This is a genomic window from Caballeronia eucalypticola (genome assembly GCF_047608185.1).
Taxonomy (GTDB): domain Bacteria; phylum Pseudomonadota; class Gammaproteobacteria; order Burkholderiales; family Burkholderiaceae; genus Caballeronia.
In genome coordinates, this window is sequence record NZ_JBLKRU010000011.1 from 70,048 (window position 1) to 92,911 (window position 22,864).

20 protein-coding genes are annotated in these 22,864 nt (G+C 59.2%); 7 read left to right on the plus strand and 13 right to left on the minus strand.

Features of this window, described 5'->3' with window-relative positions; genetic code table 11:
- The first annotated feature begins 5 nt into the window (after window positions 1–5).
- The gene (locus tag ACMX25_RS15085; protein WP_414950765.1) at window positions 6–920 is read left to right on the plus strand and encodes an ABC transporter permease; all 915 of its coding nucleotides are present in this window, start codon (window positions 6–8) and stop codon (window positions 918–920) included.
- 1 nt (window position 921) lies between these two features.
- The gene (locus ACMX25_RS15090) at window positions 922–1,836 is read left to right on the plus strand and encodes an ABC transporter permease (RefSeq protein WP_414950766.1); all 915 of its coding nucleotides are present in this window, start codon (window positions 922–924) and stop codon (window positions 1,834–1,836) included.
- Window positions 1,837–1,862: 26 nt separating this feature from the next.
- Here the strand turns inward: ACMX25_RS15090 and ACMX25_RS15095 are convergent, their stop codons facing one another.
- On the minus strand, window positions 1,863–3,101 hold the full coding sequence (locus tag ACMX25_RS15095) for a pyridoxal-phosphate-dependent aminotransferase family protein (protein WP_414950768.1): 1,239 nt from the start codon (window positions 3,099–3,101) through the stop codon (window positions 1,863–1,865).
- Window positions 3,102–3,174: 73 nt separating this feature from the next.
- Window positions 3,175–3,483, minus strand: coding sequence for a DUF2917 domain-containing protein (locus ACMX25_RS15100; RefSeq protein ID WP_414950769.1), 309 nt, complete (start codon window positions 3,481–3,483; stop codon window positions 3,175–3,177).
- Window positions 3,484–3,628: 145 nt separating this feature from the next.
- Here ACMX25_RS15100 and ACMX25_RS15105 point away from each other — a divergent pair, with 145 nt between their 5' ends.
- Window positions 3,629–5,029: an aminotransferase-like domain-containing protein gene (locus ACMX25_RS15105; protein ID WP_414950770.1), complete on the plus strand. Its 1,401-nt coding sequence runs from the start codon at window positions 3,629–3,631 to the stop codon at window positions 5,027–5,029.
- 919 nt (window positions 5,030–5,948) lie between these two features.
- On the opposite strand, the gene ACMX25_RS15110 is transcribed toward ACMX25_RS15105, so the two are convergent.
- From ACMX25_RS15110 to ACMX25_RS15130, 5 genes are all read right to left on the minus strand, one after another.
- A complete protein-coding gene (locus tag ACMX25_RS15110) occupies window positions 5,949–7,292 on the minus strand; it encodes an ABC transporter ATP-binding protein (protein ID WP_414950771.1) in 1,344 nt (447 codons plus the stop codon).
- Window positions 7,293–7,304: 12 nt separating this feature from the next.
- Window positions 7,305–9,056 carry an ABC transporter permease gene (locus ACMX25_RS15115; protein ID WP_414950772.1) on the minus strand — a complete coding sequence of 584 codons (1,752 nt, stop codon included), beginning with the start codon at window positions 9,054–9,056 and terminating at the stop codon, window positions 7,305–7,307.
- A gap of 675 nt (window positions 9,057–9,731) precedes the next feature.
- Window positions 9,732–10,703 carry a ferritin-like domain-containing protein gene (locus ACMX25_RS15120; RefSeq protein WP_414950773.1) on the minus strand — a complete coding sequence of 324 codons (972 nt, stop codon included), beginning with the start codon at window positions 10,701–10,703 and terminating at the stop codon, window positions 9,732–9,734.
- Between the two features lie 392 nt (window positions 10,704–11,095).
- Window positions 11,096–12,346, minus strand: coding sequence for an NRAMP family divalent metal transporter (locus ACMX25_RS15125; RefSeq protein WP_414950774.1), 1,251 nt, complete (start codon window positions 12,344–12,346; stop codon window positions 11,096–11,098).
- A gap of 78 nt (window positions 12,347–12,424) precedes the next feature.
- Window positions 12,425–13,258 (minus strand): alpha/beta fold hydrolase, encoded by an 834-nt coding sequence (locus ACMX25_RS15130; RefSeq protein ID WP_414950775.1) that lies wholly within the window; start codon window positions 13,256–13,258, stop codon window positions 12,425–12,427.
- Between the two features lie 594 nt (window positions 13,259–13,852).
- On the opposite strand from ACMX25_RS15130, the gene ACMX25_RS15135 reads away from it, so the two are divergent.
- On the plus strand, window positions 13,853–14,965 hold the full coding sequence (locus ACMX25_RS15135) for a porin (RefSeq protein ID WP_414950776.1): 1,113 nt from the start codon (window positions 13,853–13,855) through the stop codon (window positions 14,963–14,965).
- An 80-nt stretch (window positions 14,966–15,045) separates the two neighbouring features.
- Here the strand turns inward: ACMX25_RS15135 and ACMX25_RS15140 are convergent, their stop codons facing one another.
- Together ACMX25_RS15140 and ACMX25_RS15145 are read right to left on the minus strand one after the other, a co-directional pair.
- A complete protein-coding gene (locus ACMX25_RS15140) occupies window positions 15,046–15,411 on the minus strand; it encodes a hypothetical protein (protein ID WP_047845755.1) in 366 nt (121 codons plus the stop codon).
- Window positions 15,412–15,785: 374 nt separating this feature from the next.
- Complete coding sequence (locus ACMX25_RS15145; RefSeq protein ID WP_414950777.1) at window positions 15,786–16,226, minus strand: hypothetical protein; 441 nt, start codon at window positions 16,224–16,226, stop codon at window positions 15,786–15,788.
- A 1,274-nt stretch (window positions 16,227–17,500) separates the two neighbouring features.
- Here ACMX25_RS15145 and ACMX25_RS15150 point away from each other — a divergent pair.
- Both ACMX25_RS15150 and ACMX25_RS15155 read left to right on the plus strand, forming a co-directional pair.
- Window positions 17,501–19,000 (plus strand): AarF/UbiB family protein, encoded by a 1,500-nt coding sequence (locus ACMX25_RS15150; RefSeq protein WP_414950779.1) that lies wholly within the window; start codon window positions 17,501–17,503, stop codon window positions 18,998–19,000.
- 106 nt (window positions 19,001–19,106) lie between these two features.
- Complete coding sequence (locus tag ACMX25_RS15155) at window positions 19,107–19,505, plus strand: hypothetical protein (protein WP_414950780.1); 399 nt, start codon at window positions 19,107–19,109, stop codon at window positions 19,503–19,505.
- Window positions 19,506–19,542: 37 nt separating this feature from the next.
- Here the strand turns inward: ACMX25_RS15155 and ACMX25_RS15160 are convergent, their stop codons facing one another.
- The 4 genes from ACMX25_RS15160 to ACMX25_RS15175 form a co-directional block, all read right to left on the minus strand.
- A complete protein-coding gene (locus ACMX25_RS15160; protein WP_414950782.1) occupies window positions 19,543–19,776 on the minus strand; it encodes a hypothetical protein in 234 nt (77 codons plus the stop codon).
- A 177-nt stretch (window positions 19,777–19,953) separates the two neighbouring features.
- Complete coding sequence (locus tag ACMX25_RS15165; protein ID WP_414950783.1) at window positions 19,954–20,208, minus strand: CsbD family protein; 255 nt, start codon at window positions 20,206–20,208, stop codon at window positions 19,954–19,956.
- Window positions 20,209–20,307: 99 nt separating this feature from the next.
- Window positions 20,308–20,664, minus strand: coding sequence for a response regulator (locus tag ACMX25_RS15170; RefSeq protein ID WP_414950784.1), 357 nt, complete (start codon window positions 20,662–20,664; stop codon window positions 20,308–20,310).
- Complete coding sequence (locus ACMX25_RS15175) at window positions 20,661–22,160, minus strand: RAD55 family ATPase (protein ID WP_414950785.1); 1,500 nt, start codon at window positions 22,158–22,160, stop codon at window positions 20,661–20,663. Before ACMX25_RS15175 ends, ACMX25_RS15170 begins: the two co-directional genes overlap by 4 nt.
- Before the next feature lie 320 nt (window positions 22,161–22,480).
- On the opposite strand from ACMX25_RS15175, the gene ACMX25_RS15180 reads away from it, so the two are divergent.
- Window positions 22,481–22,855: a CidA/LrgA family protein gene (locus tag ACMX25_RS15180; RefSeq protein ID WP_414950930.1), complete on the plus strand. Its 375-nt coding sequence runs from the start codon at window positions 22,481–22,483 to the stop codon at window positions 22,853–22,855.
- Window positions 22,856–22,864 lie beyond the last annotated feature (9 nt).

A 22,864-nucleotide genomic window follows, 5' to 3' on the forward strand; every position in this document is an offset into this window, starting at 1 on the left:
TCGCGATGGCATCGATCGAGCTACCCATCCAACCGCTGGAAGCGACCGTCAAGCACCGGCGCGCCGCTGCCTGGCTGCAGGCGACGCCGCTTGCGTTGACCTTCATCCTGTTCTTTCTCGTGCCGCTGGTCATCACGCTGATCGTGAGTTTCTGGGACTTCAACGAATACCAGATCATCCCCGCGTTTACGTTCAAGAACTACGCGGCGATCTTCGACGGTTGTTCATCGATAACCGATGTGTGCGTGACCTTCAAGACCTATTGGTCGACGATCAAATTCTGCGCGATCGTCTGGGCGGTGACGCTGGTGCTCGGTTTTACGATCGCATATTTCCTGTCGTTTCACATTCGTTCATCGGGTATGCAGACGGTCTTGTTCCTCGTCTGCACCATTCCGTTCTGGACGTCGAACGTGATCCGGATGATCTCGTGGATACCGCTGCTCGGCCGCAACGGGCTCGTGAACCAGGCGCTGCTTTCATCGCACATGATCGACAAGCCGCTTGAGTGGCTGCTGTATTCCAATTTCTCGGTGGTGCTCGCGTTCGTGCATCTCTATACGTTCTTCATGATCGTGCCGATATTCAACGCCATGATGCGCATCGACCGGTCGTTGCTCGAAGCCGCGCGCGACGCCGGCGCGAGCGGCTGGCAGGTGATCCGTGAAGTCGTGTTGCCATTGTCGAAGACGGGCATTGTGATCGGCTCGATCTTCGTCATCACCATCGTCATGGGCGACTTCCTGACGGTCGGCGTGATGGGCGGACAGCAGATTGCATCGGTCGGAAAGATTATTCAGGTGCAGACCGGCTACCTCCAGTTTCCTGCCGCTGCTGCCAACGCGATCATCCTGCTGGCCGTCGTGCTGATTATTGTCTGGGCGCTCACGCGCGTAGTCGATATCCGCAAGGAGCTTTGACATGGCAGCCATTCGTCAAGGTCTGAAGCACCACCGCGAGCGGCGTCCCGCCAGTTTCTACTGGCTTGCACTGGTGTTCGGGCTGTTCGTGTTGTTCCTGTATGGACCGGTCATCACCATCTTCATCTTGTCGTTTCAGGGACCGGAAGGCGGTCTCACGTTTCCCATGCGCGGTGTTTCGTTACACTGGTTCGCCGTGTTGCGCCAAGGCGTGGGTGACATAGATATCTGGGCGGCGTTCGGCCGCTCGGTGCGTCTTGCCGCAGTCGTCACGGTGTTGACGGTGCTGTTCTCGGTCGCGGCTGGCCTCGCGTTTCGCAAGCGCTTTCGCGGCGACACAGCCGTGTTCTATGTGTCCGTCGCGAGCCTGATCATGCCGTCGATTATTGTGTCGCTGGGAATCGGGCTGACATTCCGGCTGCTCGATAACGGCGTGAAGTATCTTGCCGGCGCGTGGGGTTATCAATCGTTCGTCGACAACTACACCACGTCGATGGGCCTCTATACCTCGGCGCTCGGCGCGCATCTGACCTGGACGCTACCCTTCGGACTACTCGTGATGTTTGCTGTCTTCAACCGCTTTAACCCGGCGTATGAAGAAGCGGCTCGCGATCTTGGCGCGTCGCCTTGGCAGAGCTTTCGCCATGTGGTGTTGCCGATCATCGGGCCATCGGTGATTGGCGTCGGGATGTTCGGCTTCACGCTGTCGTGGGACGAGATCGCGCGCACGTCACAGGCGATCGGCGACCAGAACACGCTTCCGCTGGAACTGCAGGGGCTCACGACTTCGGTCACCACGCCCGTGATCTATGCGCTCGGCACGATGACCACGATGCTCTCGCTGACAGTGATGGTGGTAGGGCTGCTGACGGTTCAGTGGCTGAGCCGCCGACGTTCGAGAGCACTGGCAGGTTGACCGTCAGAGCCTGCGTGCCCACGCAATCAAGCCGCCGATAACGACCGCTCCAGCGCCGCCACGCCTGAGGGAAGATCCACCGGCACGCCGAGGTCGATCATGGTCCGGCCAAGCGCGTGGATGGTCCTGAAGAGATGATGCTCGCGGCATTGCTCGCCCATCTGGCCGATCCGTACGATCGGTGCGCCGAACGAGCCTGCAATCTCTACGTGATGATGCCGCGAGATATGAGCGCACACGTCCGACCCGCTGATGCCCTGCGGCAACGCAATGCCCACAACCGAATTCAGCCGGCTCGGCTTAGGCACATAGAGCTTCAACGACAACGCCTCGATGCCCGCCTGCAACGCGTTCGAACAGCGCTGGTGACGCGCGAACCGGCGCTCGAGCGTTTCCGCGCACACGAGCCGCAGGGCTTCGTGAAGCGCGAGCACGCCCGACACCGGCGCGGTGTAATGGTAGGACGCGTTATGCCAGAAGTTCGTGGCAAGCGCCGCATCGAGGCACCAGTGCGTTGGCGGCACGGGACGCGACATGATGCGTTGCCACGCCGCTTCGGAGAACGCGAGCAACGAGACGCCGGGAATCGATGACAGCCCTTTCTGGCCACCGGTAATCACGGCGTCGATACCCCATGCGTCCATCGGCAGCGGCATGGTGCTCAGCGTACAGACCGCATCGACGATCACCAGCGCGCCGGCGGCGCGAGCGACCGCGGAGATTGATTCGAGACTGCGGTTCCAGACGGTATTCGATGTCTCGCCATGCACGATCGTCACGATCTCCGGACGAAACCGGTCGATAGCGTCCGCCACTTGTTGCGTGTCCGCCGCTGTGCCGTCGACTATGTTCAGCGTCTCCACTTCCGCGCCGGTTCGCCTTGCCATCTCCGCCATGCGCTCGCTGAAAAAGCCGTTGCAGATGCACAGCACGCGCGAGCCTTTCCACGCGAGGTTCGTGATCGCCATTTCCATGGCAGCCGAGCCCGGTCCCGCTACGCCCATTACCCATTTCGATTCGGTCTGGAATACATACCGGGCCATCGTCTTGACCTGGCTGATGACCGCCGCCATGGTCGAACCAAGATGGTTGATCACGACACCGTTGGCTTTGGCCACGGCGTCGGGAATCGGTACGGGGCCGGCGCCCATCATCAGCAGAGGCTCTTCGGGAAGAATTGAAGAGAGCGGCAGGACCGTCGGACAGGCGATGCTGAACGTGTCCGGTGTGCCGGAATTTGCTGAGAAGGAATGTCGGTCGTTCATCGAAGTTCTTTAATTAAAGGCGTTGTCGGTTGGCTAAGGTTGGATAAGCGAGCCGAAGACGGCCTCGCCCCGCTTACATTGCCCGCGTCCTGCGCTGGCCGAAACGGATCAGCAGCCAGTAGAAAGCGAATTTGCGTGTAGGCGAGAATACCGGTGCCGATGCCAAAACGAAACGGCTATTTGGTTCAGACGTGCTGATCCAGACCTTCGAACGCGGCGCGAGTTCAAGCGTTTCGCCTTCCCGCAGCCACCAATCTTCGGATTCGCCTTCAATGGTCAGCCACACCGTACCCCTGCAAACCGTCAGGGTGTGAGGCCGATCGATGAGCCAGCAGGCTGGCGCATCATGGGGTTCCTGCTCCAAGGTCCGGATTTCACGCATGTCCCTCTCCCATCACGGCCGCTCACAGAGAGACGGCCTCTTGACTGCATTATTTATTTAAACTTCAATCTTAGGAATGTACAGTCGCGAACAGTTGTGCCGCACTGTTCAGTGATTTTCCCTGCACACTTCAAGCGATCACGTAATGGACCTTGTCATCGACCCGCGCAGTGGCGTCCCTATGACCGATCAGCTCGTGACCGGTATTTCGGGTCTGATCCGCTCGCGCCAGCTTCTGGCCGGTGTGAAACTGCCGTCCATCCGGGCGCTGGCGGCTACTCAGCAGATCAGCCGCTTTCCGGTGATCGAAGCGTATGACCGGCTTTCGTCGCTGGGTTTTATCGTGCCGAAGCATGGTTCGGGCTTCTACGTCGCGAACCACATGGGGGGCGAAGGCAACGCGGCGGGCGGTTCTGATCCTCGTCTTGCCGAGGAAGAATCGCATCAGATCCTGCAGCAGTTCAACTATCCCGGCGAGTCATTGAAGCTGAGCAGCGGCTTTGTGCCCGAAGCGTGGCGAGACATCGAGGGGATTGCCCAGACCGTGCGCCAGGTCATGCGGACGGACCCGAGCTGCGTGATCGATTACGCCATGCCGCATGGCGACGCGAGCCTGAGGCACCAGATCCAGATGCGGCTTAAGGTGGTCGGCATTGAGGCGGATATCTCGAACATCATTGCCACGAGCGGTGCGAGTCAGGCGCTCGATCTGGTTGTCCGGTTCATGCTGAAGCCGGGCGATACCGTGTTCGTGGAAGACCCCGGCTACTACAACCTGTTCGGTTTGCTCAAGCTGCAGGGTGTCAGGATTGTTGGTGTTCCGCGCCTCGCGAGCGGGCCGGATGTGGCGGTTGCGGAGCATTTGCTCAAGACCATCAAGCCGAAACTGTTCTTTATCAACACCGTGTTTCACAATCCGACCGCGACGAATGTTGCGCCGCAGGTTGCGTTCAAGTTGCTGCAACTTGCGCAGCAGCATGACTTCATGATCGTGGAGGACGACATCTATGCAGACTTCCAGGCGACGCCGACGCAGCGGCTTGCGTCGCTCGATCAGCTTGATCATGTGATTTACGTGGGTGGGTTATCGAAGACATTGTCGTCGTCGTTGCGGATTGGGTATCTGGCGGCCAAGCGCGATTTGATCAAGGATCTGGTCGATGTGAAGGTGCTCACTAGCCTGGGCGGTTCGCGCTTTAGTGAGTGCGTGGTGGCGGCGTTGCTTGAGCGCGGTACGTACCGCAAGTATCTTGAGCGTTTACGGCGCCGCATTCACGACACGCTGTCGACAGCGGTTCAGCGTCTTGAGGAGAATGGATGGGAAGTCTTTGATGAACCTAGTGGCGGTAATTTTATCTGGACGCGTGTGCCTGGTGTGGAGGACTCGATGGTGCTGGTCGAGCGGGCGCTGAAATTTGGTATCACGCTCGCGCCTGGGAGCTACTATCGGCCTAATGGGGAGGTTTCACCGTGGGTGCGGATCAATACGGCTCATACCGACGATGCACGGGCCATTCGGTTCTTTGAAGATATGGGGCGGAGGTGATGGTCGCGGGGGGGGGGCGGGTTGGTCGGGTCCAGGATTAGCGGTCTGGTTCACTGCCGGGTTGCTGCTTTTTAGGTCTTCGCGCGTTTAGTGTTAGCTGATTTCTTTATCACTATTAGCCACTGCGCGTGGCGGCGCGTCATTTCTTAGTCCAAAGCGACAAAGAAACGAAGCAAAGAAAACGCTTTCACCGCTCTACCCTAAGTGTCCACAGCGTGCAGTTCCATTTCATAGGTGCCCCAAAAGCACGGTGCTCGCCAGAGCCACCGATGTGTGAAACCCTCCTTCTCGCGAATCCTGACAGTAAAACGCTTCGCCCCGTACGCTCTCGGGCTAGCACTAGCGACTGAACCTGCCCAAGGAACGCCCCGCGCTATCCGCGGAAAACCTTTCACCGAATTTGTACGCATGTCGAACCATTTTTTAAACCACCCAGAAATGGATCTGCAGAATGCATAAGGCATAACCCATAACCCGGCAAATAACATTGCAAACTGATAGCTAACTCGCGAAGTACCACTGCGGCAAATACGCGTGAGGCCGTGCGGGTTTCCTTGGCACGGGTGCTAGCCCGAGAGCGTACGGGGCGAAGCGTGTTAATGTCAGGATTCGCGAGAAGGAGGGGTTCAAACATCGGTGGCTCTGGCGAGCACCGTGCTTTTGGGGTACCCATGAATAAAAACTGCACGCTGTGGACACTTAGGGTAGAGCGGTGAAAGCGTTTTCTTTGCTTCGTTTCTTTGTCGCTAAGGACCAAGAAATGACGCGCCGCCACGCGCAGTGGCTAATAGTGATAAAGAAATCATCTAACACTAAACGCGCGAAGACCTAAGAAGCAGCAACCCGGCATTGAATCAGACCGCTAACGCCAGAACCCACCAACCCCACCTAAACCCCGTCCACCTGCGCCAGCATCTTTTCACGATTCCACATCTTCCAGACTAAACAACTCAGTCTGGTCGTTGTACGAAAACACCTCCCCATATCGCCCCCAGTTGATCACTGAATCAAGCGTGTCCTCGGCCGCGCCATCGGTCAGAAAATCCTCCAGTTCCTGTTCGAAGCGAACACGCGGAGCCCGATGCCCTGGACGCTCGTTCAACACCTTCTTGATGCGCGCGGCCAACGGCACGTGTTTCAACAGATGCTCGGCAAACATCATCTTGCGTTCATGCGTGCCAAGATCCGCAAACACATGCGCCGACGGCGTCAGGTAAATATCCCCTTCACGCAGTTCGGCGAAACCCAGGTGCTGCAACATTTCCGCGATCGGAAACAAGTCGTCCACCTCCAGATGAAGCGACCGCGCGATCACCGGCATATCCGCCCGGCCGTTGTAGGGCGCCACCGCGAGCGTCTCAATCAGGCCCGCCAGCAAGTTAGTCGACACATGCGGTAACCGGCTACCAAACTCGAGCGTCTGCCTCGTCGCTTCACCGGACTGCCGCGCGGTCATCTTGGCGTAGATTTCATCGACGAGGGATCTGAACACCGGATCCAGACGATTGCGCGGATGCTTGAACGGCACCTGGATCTCCGCAATCACCCGTCCCGGATTCGACGACAACACCATGATCCGGTCGCACATGAACACCGCTTCTTCAATGTTGTGCGTCACGATCAGCACCGACTTGATCGGCATCTTGCCCTGCGTCCAAAGGTCAAGCAGATCGGTACGCAAGTTCTCGGCCGTCAGCACGTCGAGCGCGGAGAACGGCTCGTCCATCAGCAGCAACGTCGGGTCCACGACCAACGCGCGTGCGAAACCCACACGCTGGCGCATCCCGCCCGACAGCTCTCGCGGATACGCATTCTCAAAACCGTCCAGCCCGATCAAATCGATTGCTGCGAGCGCCCGTGCACGTCGAGGTGCTGCGCCCACGCCTTGCGCCTCCAGGCCCGCTTCCACGTTCTGAAGCACGGTCAGCCAGGGGGACAGCGCGAAGGTCTGGAACACCATCGCAACGCCATCGGCGGGGCCTTCGAGCGGCTTGCCTTTATAGGTGACGTCGCCGGTGGTCGGCTCGATCAAACCCGCAATGATCCGCAGCAGCGTCGACTTGCCCGAGCCGGAACGTCCGAGCAACCCGACAATCTCGCCCTCGCGCAAGGAGAGGTTGACGTCGTCGAGTACGAGCAAATCGCCCTGGCTTTTCTTGAAGCCCCGGGACACATCCTTGACGTTCAGGATCTCTTGAGTAACCCGGGGCGTGGGGCTCGCCGGCGTCGCGGGCGACGCCACGTTGAAGTCTGAATTTGGCATGGAGAGGAATCCTTAATCGACTCGAAGCCTAGCTTCGGCAAAGGTGAACATGGGGCGCCAGAGCAGGCGGTTGAAAAGCGTGACGAACAACGACATGACGGCGATACCCAGGATGATCTTCGGATAGTCGCCCGCAGCCGTGGTCTGCGCGATGTATGCGCCCAAGCCGTGCGCGGCGACCTTGGTGTCGCCCCACTGCACGAACTCGGCGACAATACTGGCGTTCCACGCCCCGCCCGACGCGGTGATCGCGCCCGTGACGTAATAGGGGAAGATGCCCGGCAGCATGGCCTGGCGCCACCACTGCCAGCCGCGAATCCGGAAGTTGGCGGCAACCTCGCGGTAATCATTCGGGTAAGCCGTGGCGCCCGCAATCACGTTGAACAGGATGTACCACTGCGTGCCGAGCACGATAAGCGGCGACAACCAGATATCCGGGTTCAGATGAAAGCGGACAATCACGATCACGAAGATGGGAAACAAAAGGTTCGCCGGAAAGGCCGCGAGGAACTGTGCAAGCGGCTGCACTTTCTCAGCGAGTGCGGGCCGCAATCCGATCATCACGCCAAGCGGGACCCAGATCAGCGACGAGATCGCGATCAGGATCGCCACGCGCAGCAAGGTGATCAGGCCAAGCACGAGCACATGGCCGACCTCATGAAGATCCACGCCGGTGCGCACATAGCTGACCACGCGCCAGACCACGTAAAGCGTGACCGCGATGACTACGACGCTCCAGACAATATCGCCGAAGCGCGACGGCGTCCGGCGTTTCGTCACACGCAAATTCGCACGATCGAACGACGGTAGCCGCAGCGGGATGCGTGCGGCGCTGGCGAAGACCCAGCCGGCCGGAACCAGCAAGCGGTGAATCAGATGCGTGCGTCGAACCAGGCCGAGCACCCACGATTCGGGCGCCACGCCGGAACTGGTTGTCTCCATGCGGAACTTGTCGGCCCAGGCAACGAGCGGACGAAACAGCAGTTGATCGTAACCAAGGATCACGACGGTCATCGTGAGAATGACCCAGCCAACCGCACCCATGTTCTTTTCGGTGATCGCCTGCGCGAGGTATGCGCCTATGCCCGGCAGCGTGATCGTATTGTTGCCGACCGTGATTGCCTCAGAGGCCACCACGAAGAACCAGCCGCCGGACATCGACATCATCATGTTCCAGATGAGGCCCGGCATCGAGAAGGGGACTTCAAGTTTCCAGAACCGCTGCCATGCGGTCAGGTGGAAACTGCAAGCGACTTCGTCCAGGTCTCGCGGTGTCGTACGCAGCGACTGGTAGAAGCTGAACGTCATGTTCCACGCCTGGCTCGTGAAGATCGCGAAGATCGCCGCGCATTCGGCACCCGCCACGCGTGTTGGGAACAACGCGATAAAGAACGTGACCGTGAACGAGATATAGCCCAGGACCGGAACCGACTGGAGGATATCCAGGATCGGGACCAGCACCTTCTCTGCACGACGGCTCTTGGCCGCAAGGGTGCCGTAGATCAGCGTGAAGACCAGCGAAGCGATCATGGCGGCGAGCATCCGCAACGTCGTGCGCAACGCGTATTCAGGCAGGTTCGATGGCGCGAGCGAGATCGCCTGGGCTTTAAGCGTTGCGATCGGTGCCATGGTCTGATGGAAGCCGATGGCGGCCATCGCGATCAGGCAGATGATCAAGGGGAACGCGACAAAGTCCCATCGATTAGGCAAGAGCCGCCAGGCTGACGCATTAGCCGTGCGGTTCAGGTTGAATCCGAAATCCATATATTCTCCGACCAGCTATGCTTGAAAACATGACAGCATGCCCTTCGAGATTCGAGCCTTGAATGCCGTCATGCATTGATTCACCAATGCAGATGACGAACGCAAAGGCACGCGACCAGACCGCGAAAAAACGTGAACTGTAAGCTTTGAGCGTCAAGGAATGCAGCTACGCGAGAAGCGTGCACGCGATAGCCCCGGACATGATTTGTCCGGGCATTTCGACCGTTCTTTCAGGACGGCCCGACACTACACCAAAGCGTGTTTCAGGCACAACCTCGCGGGCGTAACTTGTCGTTTTTTTCGGGTGATCCGAGGTTGAAGCCGGCGCCTTTCGAGGTCATTCGCTTGTCAACGTCGTAGCGGAGGATCTGACGTCAGGGCAGCACTTGCTTAAACGCATGCGCTTAACGCGTGTGCCTATGAAGGTGCTTGTTGGCTGATTGAAGGCTGATGCAGAGTGGAAATTTCGTTTCTCTTACGGATGCCCGGGCTGTCTTCAAGGCACGATGCCTTCATGTCGTATCGATGAAAAAGTTAGTCATGCTTTTTTCTAAAGACTTCATGCCAATACTCAAGGCGTAAAAAAACCGTGCTGGGTTTTCCACCACTCGCAAGCGGTGGAACCCAGCACGGTGATGCCAAAACATTCTCTCCAACGATCGGGAGATCAGGACATCAGGCGCTCATGTGCAGATCGCCGTTGACGCCTGCCGGGAAGAACCCACCCTGCGTGACTGCAGCACTCGACAGGTAGACGATGTTCAGCACATTCGGATAACCGCGGCTGAACGCTAGGCCGTTGGAATCGAGCGGCACGATGTTCGAGCTGCCGGCCGTTGCTCCCGATATGCCCTGATCGTCGTTACCCACGTTGTCGAGCGAGGCGCGCGCAGCGGAGATTGCATTAGCCGACGCAATCAGACCAAGCGACGGGTTAGCAATACCTTTCGAATAAAGCACCGTGCGCACTAGGCCGGCGTGATACGCCTCTGCTGCCAGAATGCCCGCAGCTGCCTCCAGGTAAGTCTTGTTCGTGATCAGTGGCGCGGCGCCTTTATAAGCCGTCACACCCACGTCCTCAAAAATGAAGGCGGCGAGCAAGAAGGTTTCGTCGTTCAGATAGGGGTCGAAGGCCGTGCCCGCAGGAACCAGCCCGGCCGCTTGCGCCGCTTTGGAAAACGCGCCGTTCGGATTCTGGTAGCCGACGTCGAGAGCCGGCATGGCTACCGCTGACCCACCGAGTGCCGTGCGCAGGAACGTGACGTGTTCGAGTTCGTCTTTCGCGATCTCGTTCGCATAGGCCTGGACCACCGGGTCGGAGAACGTCACCGCATGACCAGGAATAACCGTTCCCGGCGTGCCTGCGCCACTCATCAGACTGGCGGGTAGTCCAGCGCCGGTGGTCGCATACGCATAGAAAGTGGCTTCGAGATATTCGAGGTTGAGGGCGAAGTTGAGTATCTCCGGATCGGTCGGGCCGCTGGTTTGCGCCGATGCACCCGAGGAGCCGCCGCCGCATGCACCGAGGATCGTGCCGCCGATTAACCCCAGACCCACGCCTCCCGCGCTGCGGAAGAACTGCCTGCGTTTTGCCAGCTTGTCGGCGCGCTGCACGAGTACATCCATGACCTTTGAGTCTTCTGACATGACATCTCCTTGAACCGTTCTGTGAACTAAGCAATACGGCGACTGCGTCCGATGAAAGCCAGAGACGGAAAAACGGCGGACAGCAGACGACGAAGCGCCAGGCGGGCTGCCTGTGTCAAACGCGAATGACGAACTACGAATTACGAATGCGTGACGAAGCACGACGCAGAGCAGCAATGCTGATCTGACGCTTCTCTTGTCACGTACGGGTGGATACGCAGGCCGACCGCAACACGGATGCGCGTGCGATCAAAAATATTTCGAGTGATTACCCGATGGAAGACAGCGAAGCTTTTTTAGACGGTCGTTTTGACGAGCTATGAAGACGTGATTCGGCATTCAATACCGACGTCCCAATCGCACCGGGGATTGATACTAGGCAGCGCAGGCGCTTATCGAGAGAGAATGCTTATCCCGGCACCCAGAATGCCGGCCACGGACACGAGCGTAGCAATGCAGCATACGAGCCATAGGTAGACACCGCGAGGCCGATGCGGCATTGGCAGCGCAGTCAGGCTGAGCGCGATCAGCAAGCCCACGACCAAGGGCAGCATCAGCGCGTTCACAACTTGGGCGGCGACGTTCAGCGAAATGAGATTGGGCGCCAGCCACACAATGATCGCGCTGCCACCAACCGCGGCCACGTACACACCATAGAACCACGGCGCACTCGCCGGTCCGCCCTCAAGCGAGCGTTTGTATCCCGCCACTTCACCCAGGCCCCACGCCAGCGACAGCGAGCAGACAATGGCCGCCACCATCGATGCCCCGAGCACACCCGCGCTAAACAGAAAGCGGCCGACGCGCGGTCCTGCCGACATCGTGAGGACATCGCTGATTTCACCTACGCTTCGAAACGCATGATGCTGGCCGTCTCTCGACAGCGTTGCCGCCACCGCGACAAGCACCGCTGCCGTGAGCAACTGCGTGAGAATTGCACCGGCTGCCGTTTCGATGCGGGCGGCGGAATAGTCCTGGGCACCCAGTTTTTTATCGGCGACGGCGGCTTGCTGGTAGAAGATCATCCACGGGTTGAACGTCGCGCCGATCAATGCAGCCGCTAGATAACCGTAATGAGGGTTCGCGACCGGAAGCTGGGTCATCTGCCGGAACATGCCCGGGATGTCCGGGTGTGCGTGCCAGGCGACCGCGAAGAATGACAGTTCGAAGGCGCCAATGACGATGGCGAACTTGTCCACACGCTTGTGCGAACCGGTGAACACAATCCCCACCAGGAATACGGCGGCGAGCGGCAACGTGACGGACCGCGAGACGCCGAACATCTCTCCTACGCCTGCGACCCCCGTGAACTCGGTCACCAGCGAGCCGAGGACGGCAACGCCTAAGCCGACTGCCGAAACCCACGCCCAACCCGGACCGAAGTTGGAGCGAACCAGTTCGCCATGACCCTGCCCGGTGAAAATACCCAACCGCACGGTGAGTTCCTGGACCATATAAAGCAGGGGGATGAGCGCGAGCAGAACCAGCAGTAACTGCGCGCCCCATTGTGCGCCGCTCTGCGCCGCCGTCACCACGTTACCGGCGTCGCAATCGGCGAGCATGACGAGCAGGCCCGGTCCCCACAGGGTGAGCCAACGCAGACTGGGTGACACCTTAGGTTTGAGCAGCGAGGAACCAGTCATGCGTTTTGAAAGGATGCGCTGAAGTGTAGGGGTGAACGATTGTATCGAGATTCGGGGCTTCCCAAGTCCGTGTGTCCATCAGGTTCTGACACTCGCGATGAATGCCGTGATCGCGCCATCGAGCATGGCGGGACATTGGCGGTGCGGTGAATGTCCGCACGCTGGCAGCTTGACGAGTTGCGCGTGCGGCACGCGAGGCGCAATGACATCGATCTGCGCCATCGTTGCGTACTCGTCGTCATCTGCTTGCACGGCAAGTAAGGGGCATCGGATGGAAGGCAGCAGGTCTGTGATGTTCCAGTGCCTGAATTCGGGATTCAGCCAGATATCGTTCCACCCGTAGAACGCTGAATCGACATCCGCGTGATAGCGCGACAGCCTGGCCCGCAAGTCGCCGTGCGTGTATAGCGTGTTGGCCTCCGTGATCGCCGCGATCGACACATCTTCAACGAATACATGCGGCGCAATTGCAATCACGCCAGCCAGTGCATCAGGGAAAGCCGCCGCATAAAGCAAGGCGATAGAACCACCGTCGCTATGGCCGATAACCCACATCCGGGCGCGCTCAGTGCTGTCTATGCCAAGAACATCGAGCAATGCCGGCAGAACATCTTGAGCCTGCCTTTGCAGGAAATCGACCGGCCATTTGACGCCCGCTGCACGCGGAGTCGAGCCGCCATAACCCGGCCGCGAATAGACAAGGCCACGAAATCCCAGTTGCTCGCATAACTTCTGCGGCCAGTCCTTCCACATGGAAATGGAGCCGAGCCCTTCATGCAGGAAGACGGCAACAGGCGCATTGGTGTGGTCGGCATTCAACCATTGATACTCGAGACGAAGCGCTTCCCGTTCGTCCGTGGCGGGCAAATCGGCCTGGCAGATTGCATGTGTGTGTTGGTCTAATCGATCCATGATTGAAGCCTGCCAATGAAAGGGGACGCTCAGTCGTTGAGAGCCGGTTCGCGCAATTTGAACCTCTGGATCTTACCAGTCGCGGTTTTGGCAACTCGCCAGCGAACAGGATCTCGCACGGCTATTCGTGAGGCGCCACCCTGGGCTTGGCGATTCTTAGGAAAGCGAAGTATTTCTGAACTGCCGTTTTGGCAACGAAAACAATCGGCGAGTCGTCAAGGCCATCTATTGATTCGGTTCGCAAATCAATAACGTTAATTGAAAGAATAAATCAAAACTGTTTGCCGGGCGATACTGTCTTCACCCAAATCGTCAATCCAAAACAAGAGACGGAGACAAGATGAACGGACTCTTCCTGACCGGGTGTTTTAGCGCGTGTAAGACGGTCGATACGCCGGGCACGCAACGCGTCGGCGCCCCTCGATCTGAAAATCCTGGCATTCGCAGCCACGCGAATCCCGCGCCTGGCCTGTTCACCACCCTAGGCTGATTCACACCGCTCGCGTCACACCGAGATCCTGTAGCAGACCCGACATCCCCTCGACGAAGGGGAGGGAACCGCTTTGCATAAAAAAACCTGATGGAGACAACGCAATGAAGAAAAGATGGATGTGCAGTGCCGCGGTATTGGCCTTATCCACGATGGCCGCCCCTTGCGCCTACGCACAAAGCAGCGTCACGCTGTACGGCATTATCGACGCCGGCATCACGTACTTCAGCAACCTGAATGGGCACGCGACCTTCGTGGCAAACGATGGCTCCATCCAGTCGAATCGCTGGGGATTGGTTGGCAGCGAAGACTTGGGCGGCGGCGCCAAGGCCATTTTCCAGTTGGAGAATGGCTTTAATCTCTGCAGCGGCACGATGGTCCAGTCCGGCGTGCTTTTCAGCCGTCAGGCTTGGGTAGGCCTTACCGACACCACCTACGGCACGCTCACGCTCGGCAAGCAATACGACTTTTTCTGGGACAACCTCACGCAGTTCGCGATGGGTCAGTACGCCGGGCAATACGCCTGGCATCCCGGTGATTTCGACCATCTGGCCGGCCCCTTGCACATCAACAACGCGGTCAAGTACAAATCGCCGGCCTTCTATGGTTTCTCATTCGGCGCGCTCTACGCGTTCCCTTCGCAATCCGTCTCGGCGGGAACCGGCCGCGTGATCGCGTTCGGCGCGCGATACGACGGTGGCCCGTTCCAGGCCGGCGTCGCCTACACCGATACCCACGACCTCGGTCTCAACGCGCCGACCCAGGCGGGCACCACGCTGTTTCCGAACTTGTCGGGGGCACCGGTCGTTGCCACGAGCGTCAGCACGATCGGCGCGGGTGCCAGCTACCGGTATGGGCGCAGTCTCACGCGGCTGCTTTTCACCGATACCCGCTTTCGCGTCGCCCGGGACAACGGCTCGATGCCGACCTACGAGATCAACGAGGTGTTCCAGTTGACCCCGGCGACGACCTTGATGGGCGGCTATTGGTACAGCAAGCTGGGCGAGCAGAAGTTCCAGAACGGGACGCTGCTGCTTGACTATGCGCTGTCGAAGCGCACGGATGTTTACACCAGCGCCACCTACTTGCGGGTATCGGGCGGTGCCGCACCGGTGTTTCTCGGCGGTGGCTCGGCGCCCGTGTTCTCCAACGGGCTGTATGTCGGCTCAGGGGAGTCGTCGACCGCAATCCGGATCGGCATGCGCACGAGGTTCTGAAGCCGCCAAGCGCTTCAGGGAACGGGGCTTTCGTCGAGTCGATGAAGATCGATCAACGAAGGCCCCTGGTTTTTGGCAGATCAGTCAGCCGGCCGTTTGTCGGCAAGCGCGCGCTTGCATTCATCGAGTACGCGCAGCACCAGTTCTGATTGATAGTTCAGATCGTCGCTGTCCAGGATCTCTTCGACGGCGTCGCGAGCCCAATCTGCATCGACGAGTTCCGAGTGTCGCTGGGCGAGGTCGGCGGCAATGGCCGAGAGCTTTGCGATAGCGAGCCATTCAGCCTGGCGCTTATGCCTGTCCAGCCATTTGTGAGCTGCTTGTACGTGAAAAGCCGCAGTGGGCCAGGAGCCGTTCAGATAATAAGCGCCGAGGCTCCCGCAGGTGAGCCAGCAGAGCAATTCCACGCGGTCGGTCGGGCTGAGATTGTGGCGTACATCGTTCATGGCGGCGCTCACGAAGATGATTGACATATGCCGGACGTTCTGATTCCGGCATGAAAACGATAGCACGCCACGATGCAATGCGGAATCCTCCATTTACGCCCAACGTTCGCGGGCGAACAGGCGAAACAACGCGCTTGGCGACTGCTGCCGGGTGCGCTGAGAGAATGCCTGCTGGATTTGGCGCTGCGGCGCCGGTAAGGCGGCTTGAAGCGGACGCTTTCATCGACTTTCGCGAGGTATCGGGGCTCCGCCGTCAGTCGCCTCTAGTCACCGGTGTCACCCGGTCGTAGCCATGTTCCTGCCGCGTAGCGTCCGCCACGTAACATTCAACGCCACGGCGTGACACACGCGCCGGACACGTCGTGGCCGACGCTTCAGGAAGCCATTGCCGCGGTGATTTCTCCATAAGACGACTGCAGCCGGTCGATCTTTTCCCGCAGATCGTCGAGCCGGTACGCGGCTTTATTGGCCAGATCCCGCACACTTTCCAGTAAATGCTCGCACAAGGCGGAGTGCTGGGCCGCTATTGAATCGAACATCGATCCTTCCGATTCTTCCGACGGACCTGCTGCCGTCGCGTGAACCGGAAGCGCCGCTTTCTGGGCTGTCCTCAACCGTTCGGTTACTGCGGCGAATTTCTCGACTGGACCGATGGCCGTGCGAATGGAGGCATCGACTTCATCGAGCGCGGCTTTAAGGTCCAGTGCGTTCTCTTCTATAGAGAGGGTCAGTCCTTCAATCTTTTGCGGCGTGATGTAACCCCGCCTGGCGAGGGTCTCGCTTGCGTTGGTAATCGCGGCTGTGATTGCCGACACCGCAACGCGCTCATTTTCAACGCGGCTTTTGAGGTCGGTGCATTCTGCGATTATTTCATGGAAGGCACTGAGGTGGGTTTCGATCACTGGAGTAGGGCGCCTTGTGATAATCCGGGGTTGACAAAAGCACGACAAATCATGTGACCTGCCTAGGAGATAAAAGCATTAAACATGCCAATCATTGAAGCAGATTTATCGATGAGCCGTGATACAGGATCAAACTGTTCCGCTCAGGCAAACAGGAGAAGGAAACGATGTGTCTGAAAGGATCGTGTTTCGGACGATGGGATACTTTCAGTAAATTTTTCTGGATTAGTCGCGGTGTTTAGCTTCGAAACGATAAAAATTTCGATCCGGGCAACGATATCGTTTACTAAATGGAAATAAATTTATGACATGTTGCAGCTATTAAGCCGGTGTTGTCTGTGGTCAAAAAATTGTTTAGATAATCCAGTTTGCTCCATGCTGGAAAATTCGGGGGTCTCATCTTTTAAGAACGTGTAAATTATTTTCGGACGCGTTGAAAAATATTCCAAGAAAAAACCGCGATTTGATTAGCATGTTTTGTCAATGCTTCTATCTTGAAAATCCAACGCCGAGGAGAATCAAATGCGAGATCGTGGCAGATTTTCCTGCATTCCGGAAAATGGTGCAGGGATCGCGGCAAGTGGAGCGGAGCCATACTGTGCTTGCTGGCAGGGGTTTTATCTGTTCAAAGTCGCGCGAAGGTGGCATTGACGAATCGCCATATATTGGTTCCCGTAATGGGAGTTCGACGCGAACCATTATTTGAATCACCATGCGGCATGGCAGGCATTGGCTGAAAACCAATGATTAGAAAATCAGAATCTGAAACAATACGGCAATTTGATACTGTGTCGACGAAACCGCATTTAAACCATCAGACGATTAATATCTTTCGTCTTGCTTTCGAATCGAGTAATCAGAATGAAAAAATGTTTGATGCGCATACCGGCGAATTTGCTATCGACCCCGGGTTCGCAAACAGATCGCCGTTGAACGCGGTCGACCGACCAACCTGCGATTCGACGCATGGGCACGATCTGATCTATCTTGTTGCCCGATTCGGTTACGGCAGACGGTAGTTTGAGTGTTATCCACGAGAACGAGAACTCTTCAGACGCGTGCAGGCCAAAATGATGCGCGAGGATTATTCTCTTGAGGTTCAACTCCCACGGGTGCTTTCGCTTTCACCTGTTCACCTCGGCCAAGGAGCTGAAAATCAGCCATTCGAACCTATATCCGGTGGACCAATGACACAGCGCCTGCGTGCAATCTGGCGCCTCGCGACGCTGTTCATACGAGAAAGCCGCACAAAGTCCGCCGCCGACGCCACGATCCACCGGGTCTTGCGCTCGTTCGCCGGGGGCGTGCGCAGCCGCGGCGCCACCAGTCTGGCCAAGCGGGTGCCGGTGTTGCAGAACCTCTCGGGCGTGCTGACCATGGCGTCGGGACTGCTGGCGCAACATCCTGGCTTAGCCGAGACCGCGGTGCGCGTCGCGCTCGCCGAATTGGACGCCCTCAAGGCACCGCTCAAAGACGCGCCGCTGCGCCGCGCGCTTGCGGCCGCGCTGCCGCCGGGACGGGCCGACGCGTTGATCGACATAGACGCCGAGCCTGAACGATGTGGAATAGCGCAGCAGACACATCGCGCACTAATCACGCTCGACACGCCCCTCGCATCCACGCAATCGAGCCCGCCGGTGGCCGTCCGCATCACGTTGATCCGTACCGATGCACGCATTGAATTGGTGCAAGACCTCGATATCGCGAACTCGGCGGCGCGTGTGGCCGAGCGTTTTTCACGCGAGGTCCGTGAGCAAAACGTCGGTGGGCTGATCGCACGTCTGACGGAATCGATTGCCGGGATGTTCGACTTGCGTCAACGGGCCGCGGATCAAAGCTTTCTGCGCTACCGGTTGCGCGAAGTGAACAAAGACTCGCGCGTCGTCGTGCCCGAAGTACTCTGGGATTTTTGCAGCGACACGGCGCTCGTCACGCGGGCCGTGCGCAGCGTGCCGCTTTCGGATGCCAATGCGCTGCGTACCCACGGCCTGGACCCGGCCCAACTGACAGCCACGTGGATCGAGGTTTTTTTCGAAACGGCGCTCGGCGAGGGCGTGTTCCATGCCGGTCTGGAAGCGGCAGGCGCGGCGGTCAGCGTCGAACCGGACACGTTCGGGGCGCTTGTACTTGACGGGGATTCGCCGCTCACGTTTTTCGCCGCGCACGAGCGCAGTTTTCTCGTTGCCGGGTCGAACGCGTTGTTGCAGGGCGATCACAAGGCGGCCGCGCGCGAACACATGCGGCATGGCCGGCCCGACGAACACGAAGAGCAGCATGCGGTGCGTGTGGAATCAACGTACAGGCGGGAGGCAGAGCGTTTTGCCGGCGATGCCCATCGACATCGGACCGCTGCCGATCTCTTCACCGCGCTGGGCAAAGGACCGCTGGAGCACGCATTCGGCGACGCTCATACGGGCATTGCGTCGCGGGCGGCGTTGCTGGCGCGCTCGGCGCAGAGCATCGAGGAAATGGCGCGGCGGATTGCGCCGGATATCGACGTGTGGCTGATCGCGCGCAGGGTGATCATGCGTCTGGCGCTGGATCAGTTCGGCTCGCACGGTGTCATCGCGCAACTGGCGAAGGAAGCCGTGCACTGGCCGCACGCGTTGCCGCGCGTGCCGAATTTGCTGGCGGACTGGGCGATGCGGCAAAACCGCCGGAATGCGGATTCGCGTTCCGCGCGGTAGTTTCGCTTTGAACCCGCTTTGAACCTGAGGAAAAGCCGGGAACGCATGAGAAGGAACGTCCGTTGCTCGACTGATGAGACTCAAACCATCAGGACAGGAGCATTCAATGGCCACGACGCAACCGACTACGACACAACGCGAGCTCGACAACAGCGAACCGCTTGGAGACTCCGGCACCGGCGCGAGCGGCGGCGGCTCAGGCGGTAATTTGCCGGGCGGGGCGGCCACCGGCGGCGACGCGCGCGAAGGGGTGAGGACGCCCGACGCGCCGCAGTCATCGAGCGCAAAAGCTGAACCCGGTGAGCCCGAAGAACGCAACCTCACGCAGCATCCGAAGCAGACTGCCGAAGTCCCGCTGGGCAGTGGCAGTTCGCCCGAAGCGAGTGGGCGCGGCGGGTTCGGATCGCACAGTTCTGAGCCGGAAGGGGTTTCAAACCAAAGGCCGGTGGAACCGATGCCCGCGACTAACTCGATTAAGAACAAGGAGGGCAAGCCGTCCGAGTAACGCTGAGCGCGCGCGCCGGTCTAAGCAAAACGCAGTATTACGGCATGCCGCCGAGTGACGGTGAAATGATGCTGCCGGGCGCAAGGTCGTCCAGGGCGGCATCGTTCGACGCTCGCGAGGACATCGGGGCGTGGCTGGCGGTGCATGAATCGACTGAATCCTGCCCAACGCAACGCTGGAAAGCGTCTGCCACGGCGCTATCCGAAAACGTATAAACGGTTTGCTCGACCAGCACCTCTGTATCTGAAAGACGGCTTGCGGTGATTGTCATGAGGTTCTCCCCGTAGGTTGGCATCAAGGTTTGCATCATGGAAATCAGCATCAACCGCGCCCGGCCCTAGGGCCGATCTGAAAACAAGCCCATCAAACCGCAAACAAAGTCCATAAAAAAACTGGCCGCGCTTTTCAGCACGGCCAGTTGTTTTTCACATCGATTGCAACGCTCAACTTATCGTTGCCGCGCCCAGATCGCGCCGAGCACGAATCCGATTGCACCTGCCACGAGCACGCCATTGATCGGCTTTGCAATGACCGCTTCACGGACGTTATCAATTGTCTCGCCGTAGTTAAGCTGGATCTTGCCGAGCACCTGGCGCGCCTTGCCTTCCGCCTGCGTCCCCGCGTCGCCGGTCAAACCGCCGACCGCATCCTGCACCTTGCCTACGACGGTTTGCGCCGCGCCTTCTACCTGATCCTGCACCATGGTGCCTCCCGTTCTGGTTAAAGCGGTTTATCGAAGAATCCGGCTAACCGGAGCGACTATTTCAGCAGGGATCGTGCCCAGCCGTGATCTACGTCGATATCAAGCGGTGCCGATCAGACGCGTGACGATCTCGATGAGTTCATCGATGGAAAGCGGCTTCCGATGAAATTCGAGGTGTGGGTGGGCGACTGCCGGCGTACGCGCGGCCGCGCTGGAGAGCACGACGGGAATCTGCGCGAGGGTGTCGTCGGCGGCGAGCGCGTGGCATAACGCGACGCCGTCCATGCGGGGCATCATCCAGTCCGTGATGATCAGGTCGGGCGGATTGGCATGCACCGACTCGAGCGCCAACACGCCGTTTGACGCGGTACTGACCTCGTATCCTTCCATCTGGAGGACCAGCCGCCAAGTGGTCAGGAGGTCGAATTCATCGTCGACGACGAGGATCTTTTTCATGTCCGCGTGCCGGTGTCCGGGCCGGACGGCGCGAACGGGATCGTGCCGCGCGCCGATAACAATGTGGTCGTGCCGATGAAACCGTCCGTGAGATGCAGGCCGTTTTCATTGATGATGAAGCGGCGGATGGACGGATCGTGCGCGCTTTCGCGTTGCTTCACGACAGAGACAATCCTGTGCAGCGACGTGCTCGTTTCCACGTATCGCATCAAGACGATGTTCTCGGTCATCGCTGACGCACGGATCGAGCCGCCGTGCGCCATGTCGGCATACAGCGGCAGCTCTTCGGTGAGCAGCGTGGTAACGCCTTCCTGACGCAGCCGGTGTGTCAACGCGTTCAGGAACAGCCCGAAACGCTCCATGCGGTTCGCCGAATCGTGGAATCCTTCGATCCCGTCCACGACCAGCCGCGACGCGCCTGCGCGCTTGACCACCGCAATCAGCTCGGCCGCGAGTTCGTCGATGGCGAGTTCCACCGCCGGCCGCCACTCGATGATCAGGCGACCATCGGCGATGGCGTCGGCAAGATGGATCGACACCGATTCCGCCTTGGCGACCAGCCGCTCCGGAGATTCGTAAAAGCCGAAATACACGCAGCGCTCGCCGTTACCCACACCGCCGTCAAGGAATTTCAACGATAGCAGCGTCTTGCCGATCCCCGATGGACCGATCAGCGTCGTTGTCGAGCCTTTGACCACACCGCCGCCGAGCATGGCGTCGAAGTCGGGCAGGCCGAACGACAGCTTCGACTTCAGGTCCGGCGCCCCTTCGAGCAGCATCGAACGTGCTTCCAGGCGTGGGAACGTCACGAGGCCGTCGGCGGTGATCTTGAAGAAATGGCGACCGAGCAGGTGATCGCGGCCGCGTAGCTTATGCACTTCAATTTCGCGCGCGCGCCGCATGCCGGTAGCGAAACGGTTGAGTTCGACCAGGCCATCGACGAGCGTGTGTTCGGGATGCGGCTCGTTGCCCGAGAGCGGCGCGAGAATCAGCGTGGTGCAGCCCGCGGCCGTCACGAACGCGCTCAATTCGTGGATGAACTGCGACAACTCCAGCTCGGTGGAACTGAATTCGCGGGCGCTGCGGAACCCGTCGATCACCATGAAACGCGGGCGGCTTGTCTTGATGGTCGACGCGATCAGCGCAAGAAAACCGTTCAGGCCGTCGCGCATCAGTTCGTGGTAGCCGGAGACGAACAGCATTTTGTCCGAGATGGCATCGGCATCGTAGAACGACAACGCTTTCAGATGCGACAGCAGCTTGGAATGCGATTCCGCGATCAGCGTGATGTACAGCACCGAGTCACCCTCGGCCACGCGATGAAAGCCGATCTGCGTCGACAGGATGGTCTTGCCCGCTCCTGCCATTCCTTCGATCAGGTATAAGCCACCCTTGATGAGGCCGCCGCCGAGTATGTCGTCAAGTCCGGGCACGCCGGTGGTCACGGTGTTCGGGTCGGAATCGATATGGCTTGATGGAGTAGCTTTGTCGGTCATGGAGATCTCGTGTGCCGTCGCCCGGCTCGTACGTATGTCGCGTAGAAACGGATTATCGCCGAGATGGCGGGCGATGTCGGCATTTGTAAATTTTTATGAAGGCGTCGAATAAACCGCCGGAATGCCGGAGAGAGGGCTTGACCCGCGCACGCGCCGCATCAGGATGATTGCGGGAGCACTTTTCAAGCCCGATCGCGATCGCTGCCTGATTGCGCCAGACGCGCTGGTTCGCGCGGACCGGGACACCATGCCAGGCGTGACGCATGTCATCATCCCGACTTCGCTGCATAGTCCTTCAACCTCACGCACTTACTCACGCCATGCTGCGCGCCCTTGCCACCTTGCTTCTGTTTCAGTGTTTCGGAGAAGGCCTTTCCATCGGCCTGCATGTGCCCGTTCCGGGACCTGTGATCGGTTTGTTGCTCCTGTTCGGCTATCTGCTGATAAGGCCGTCCGCCGTCGATGCAATCGAACCTACCGCGCTTGAATTGCTGCGCCATCTATCCTTGCTGTTCGTGCCGGCGGGCGTAGGCATCATGGTCGCCGCCGACAAGGTGCGCGGCGAAGGTTTCGCGATCGCGGTCGCGCTGGTGGTGAGCACCACGCTTGCCATTGCCGTCACCGCGCTCGTCACGCGTGCGCTGATGCGGCGCCAGATCCGCCGGGCGCGCGTGAACACGCCGTCAGAATCGTGAGGACCACGC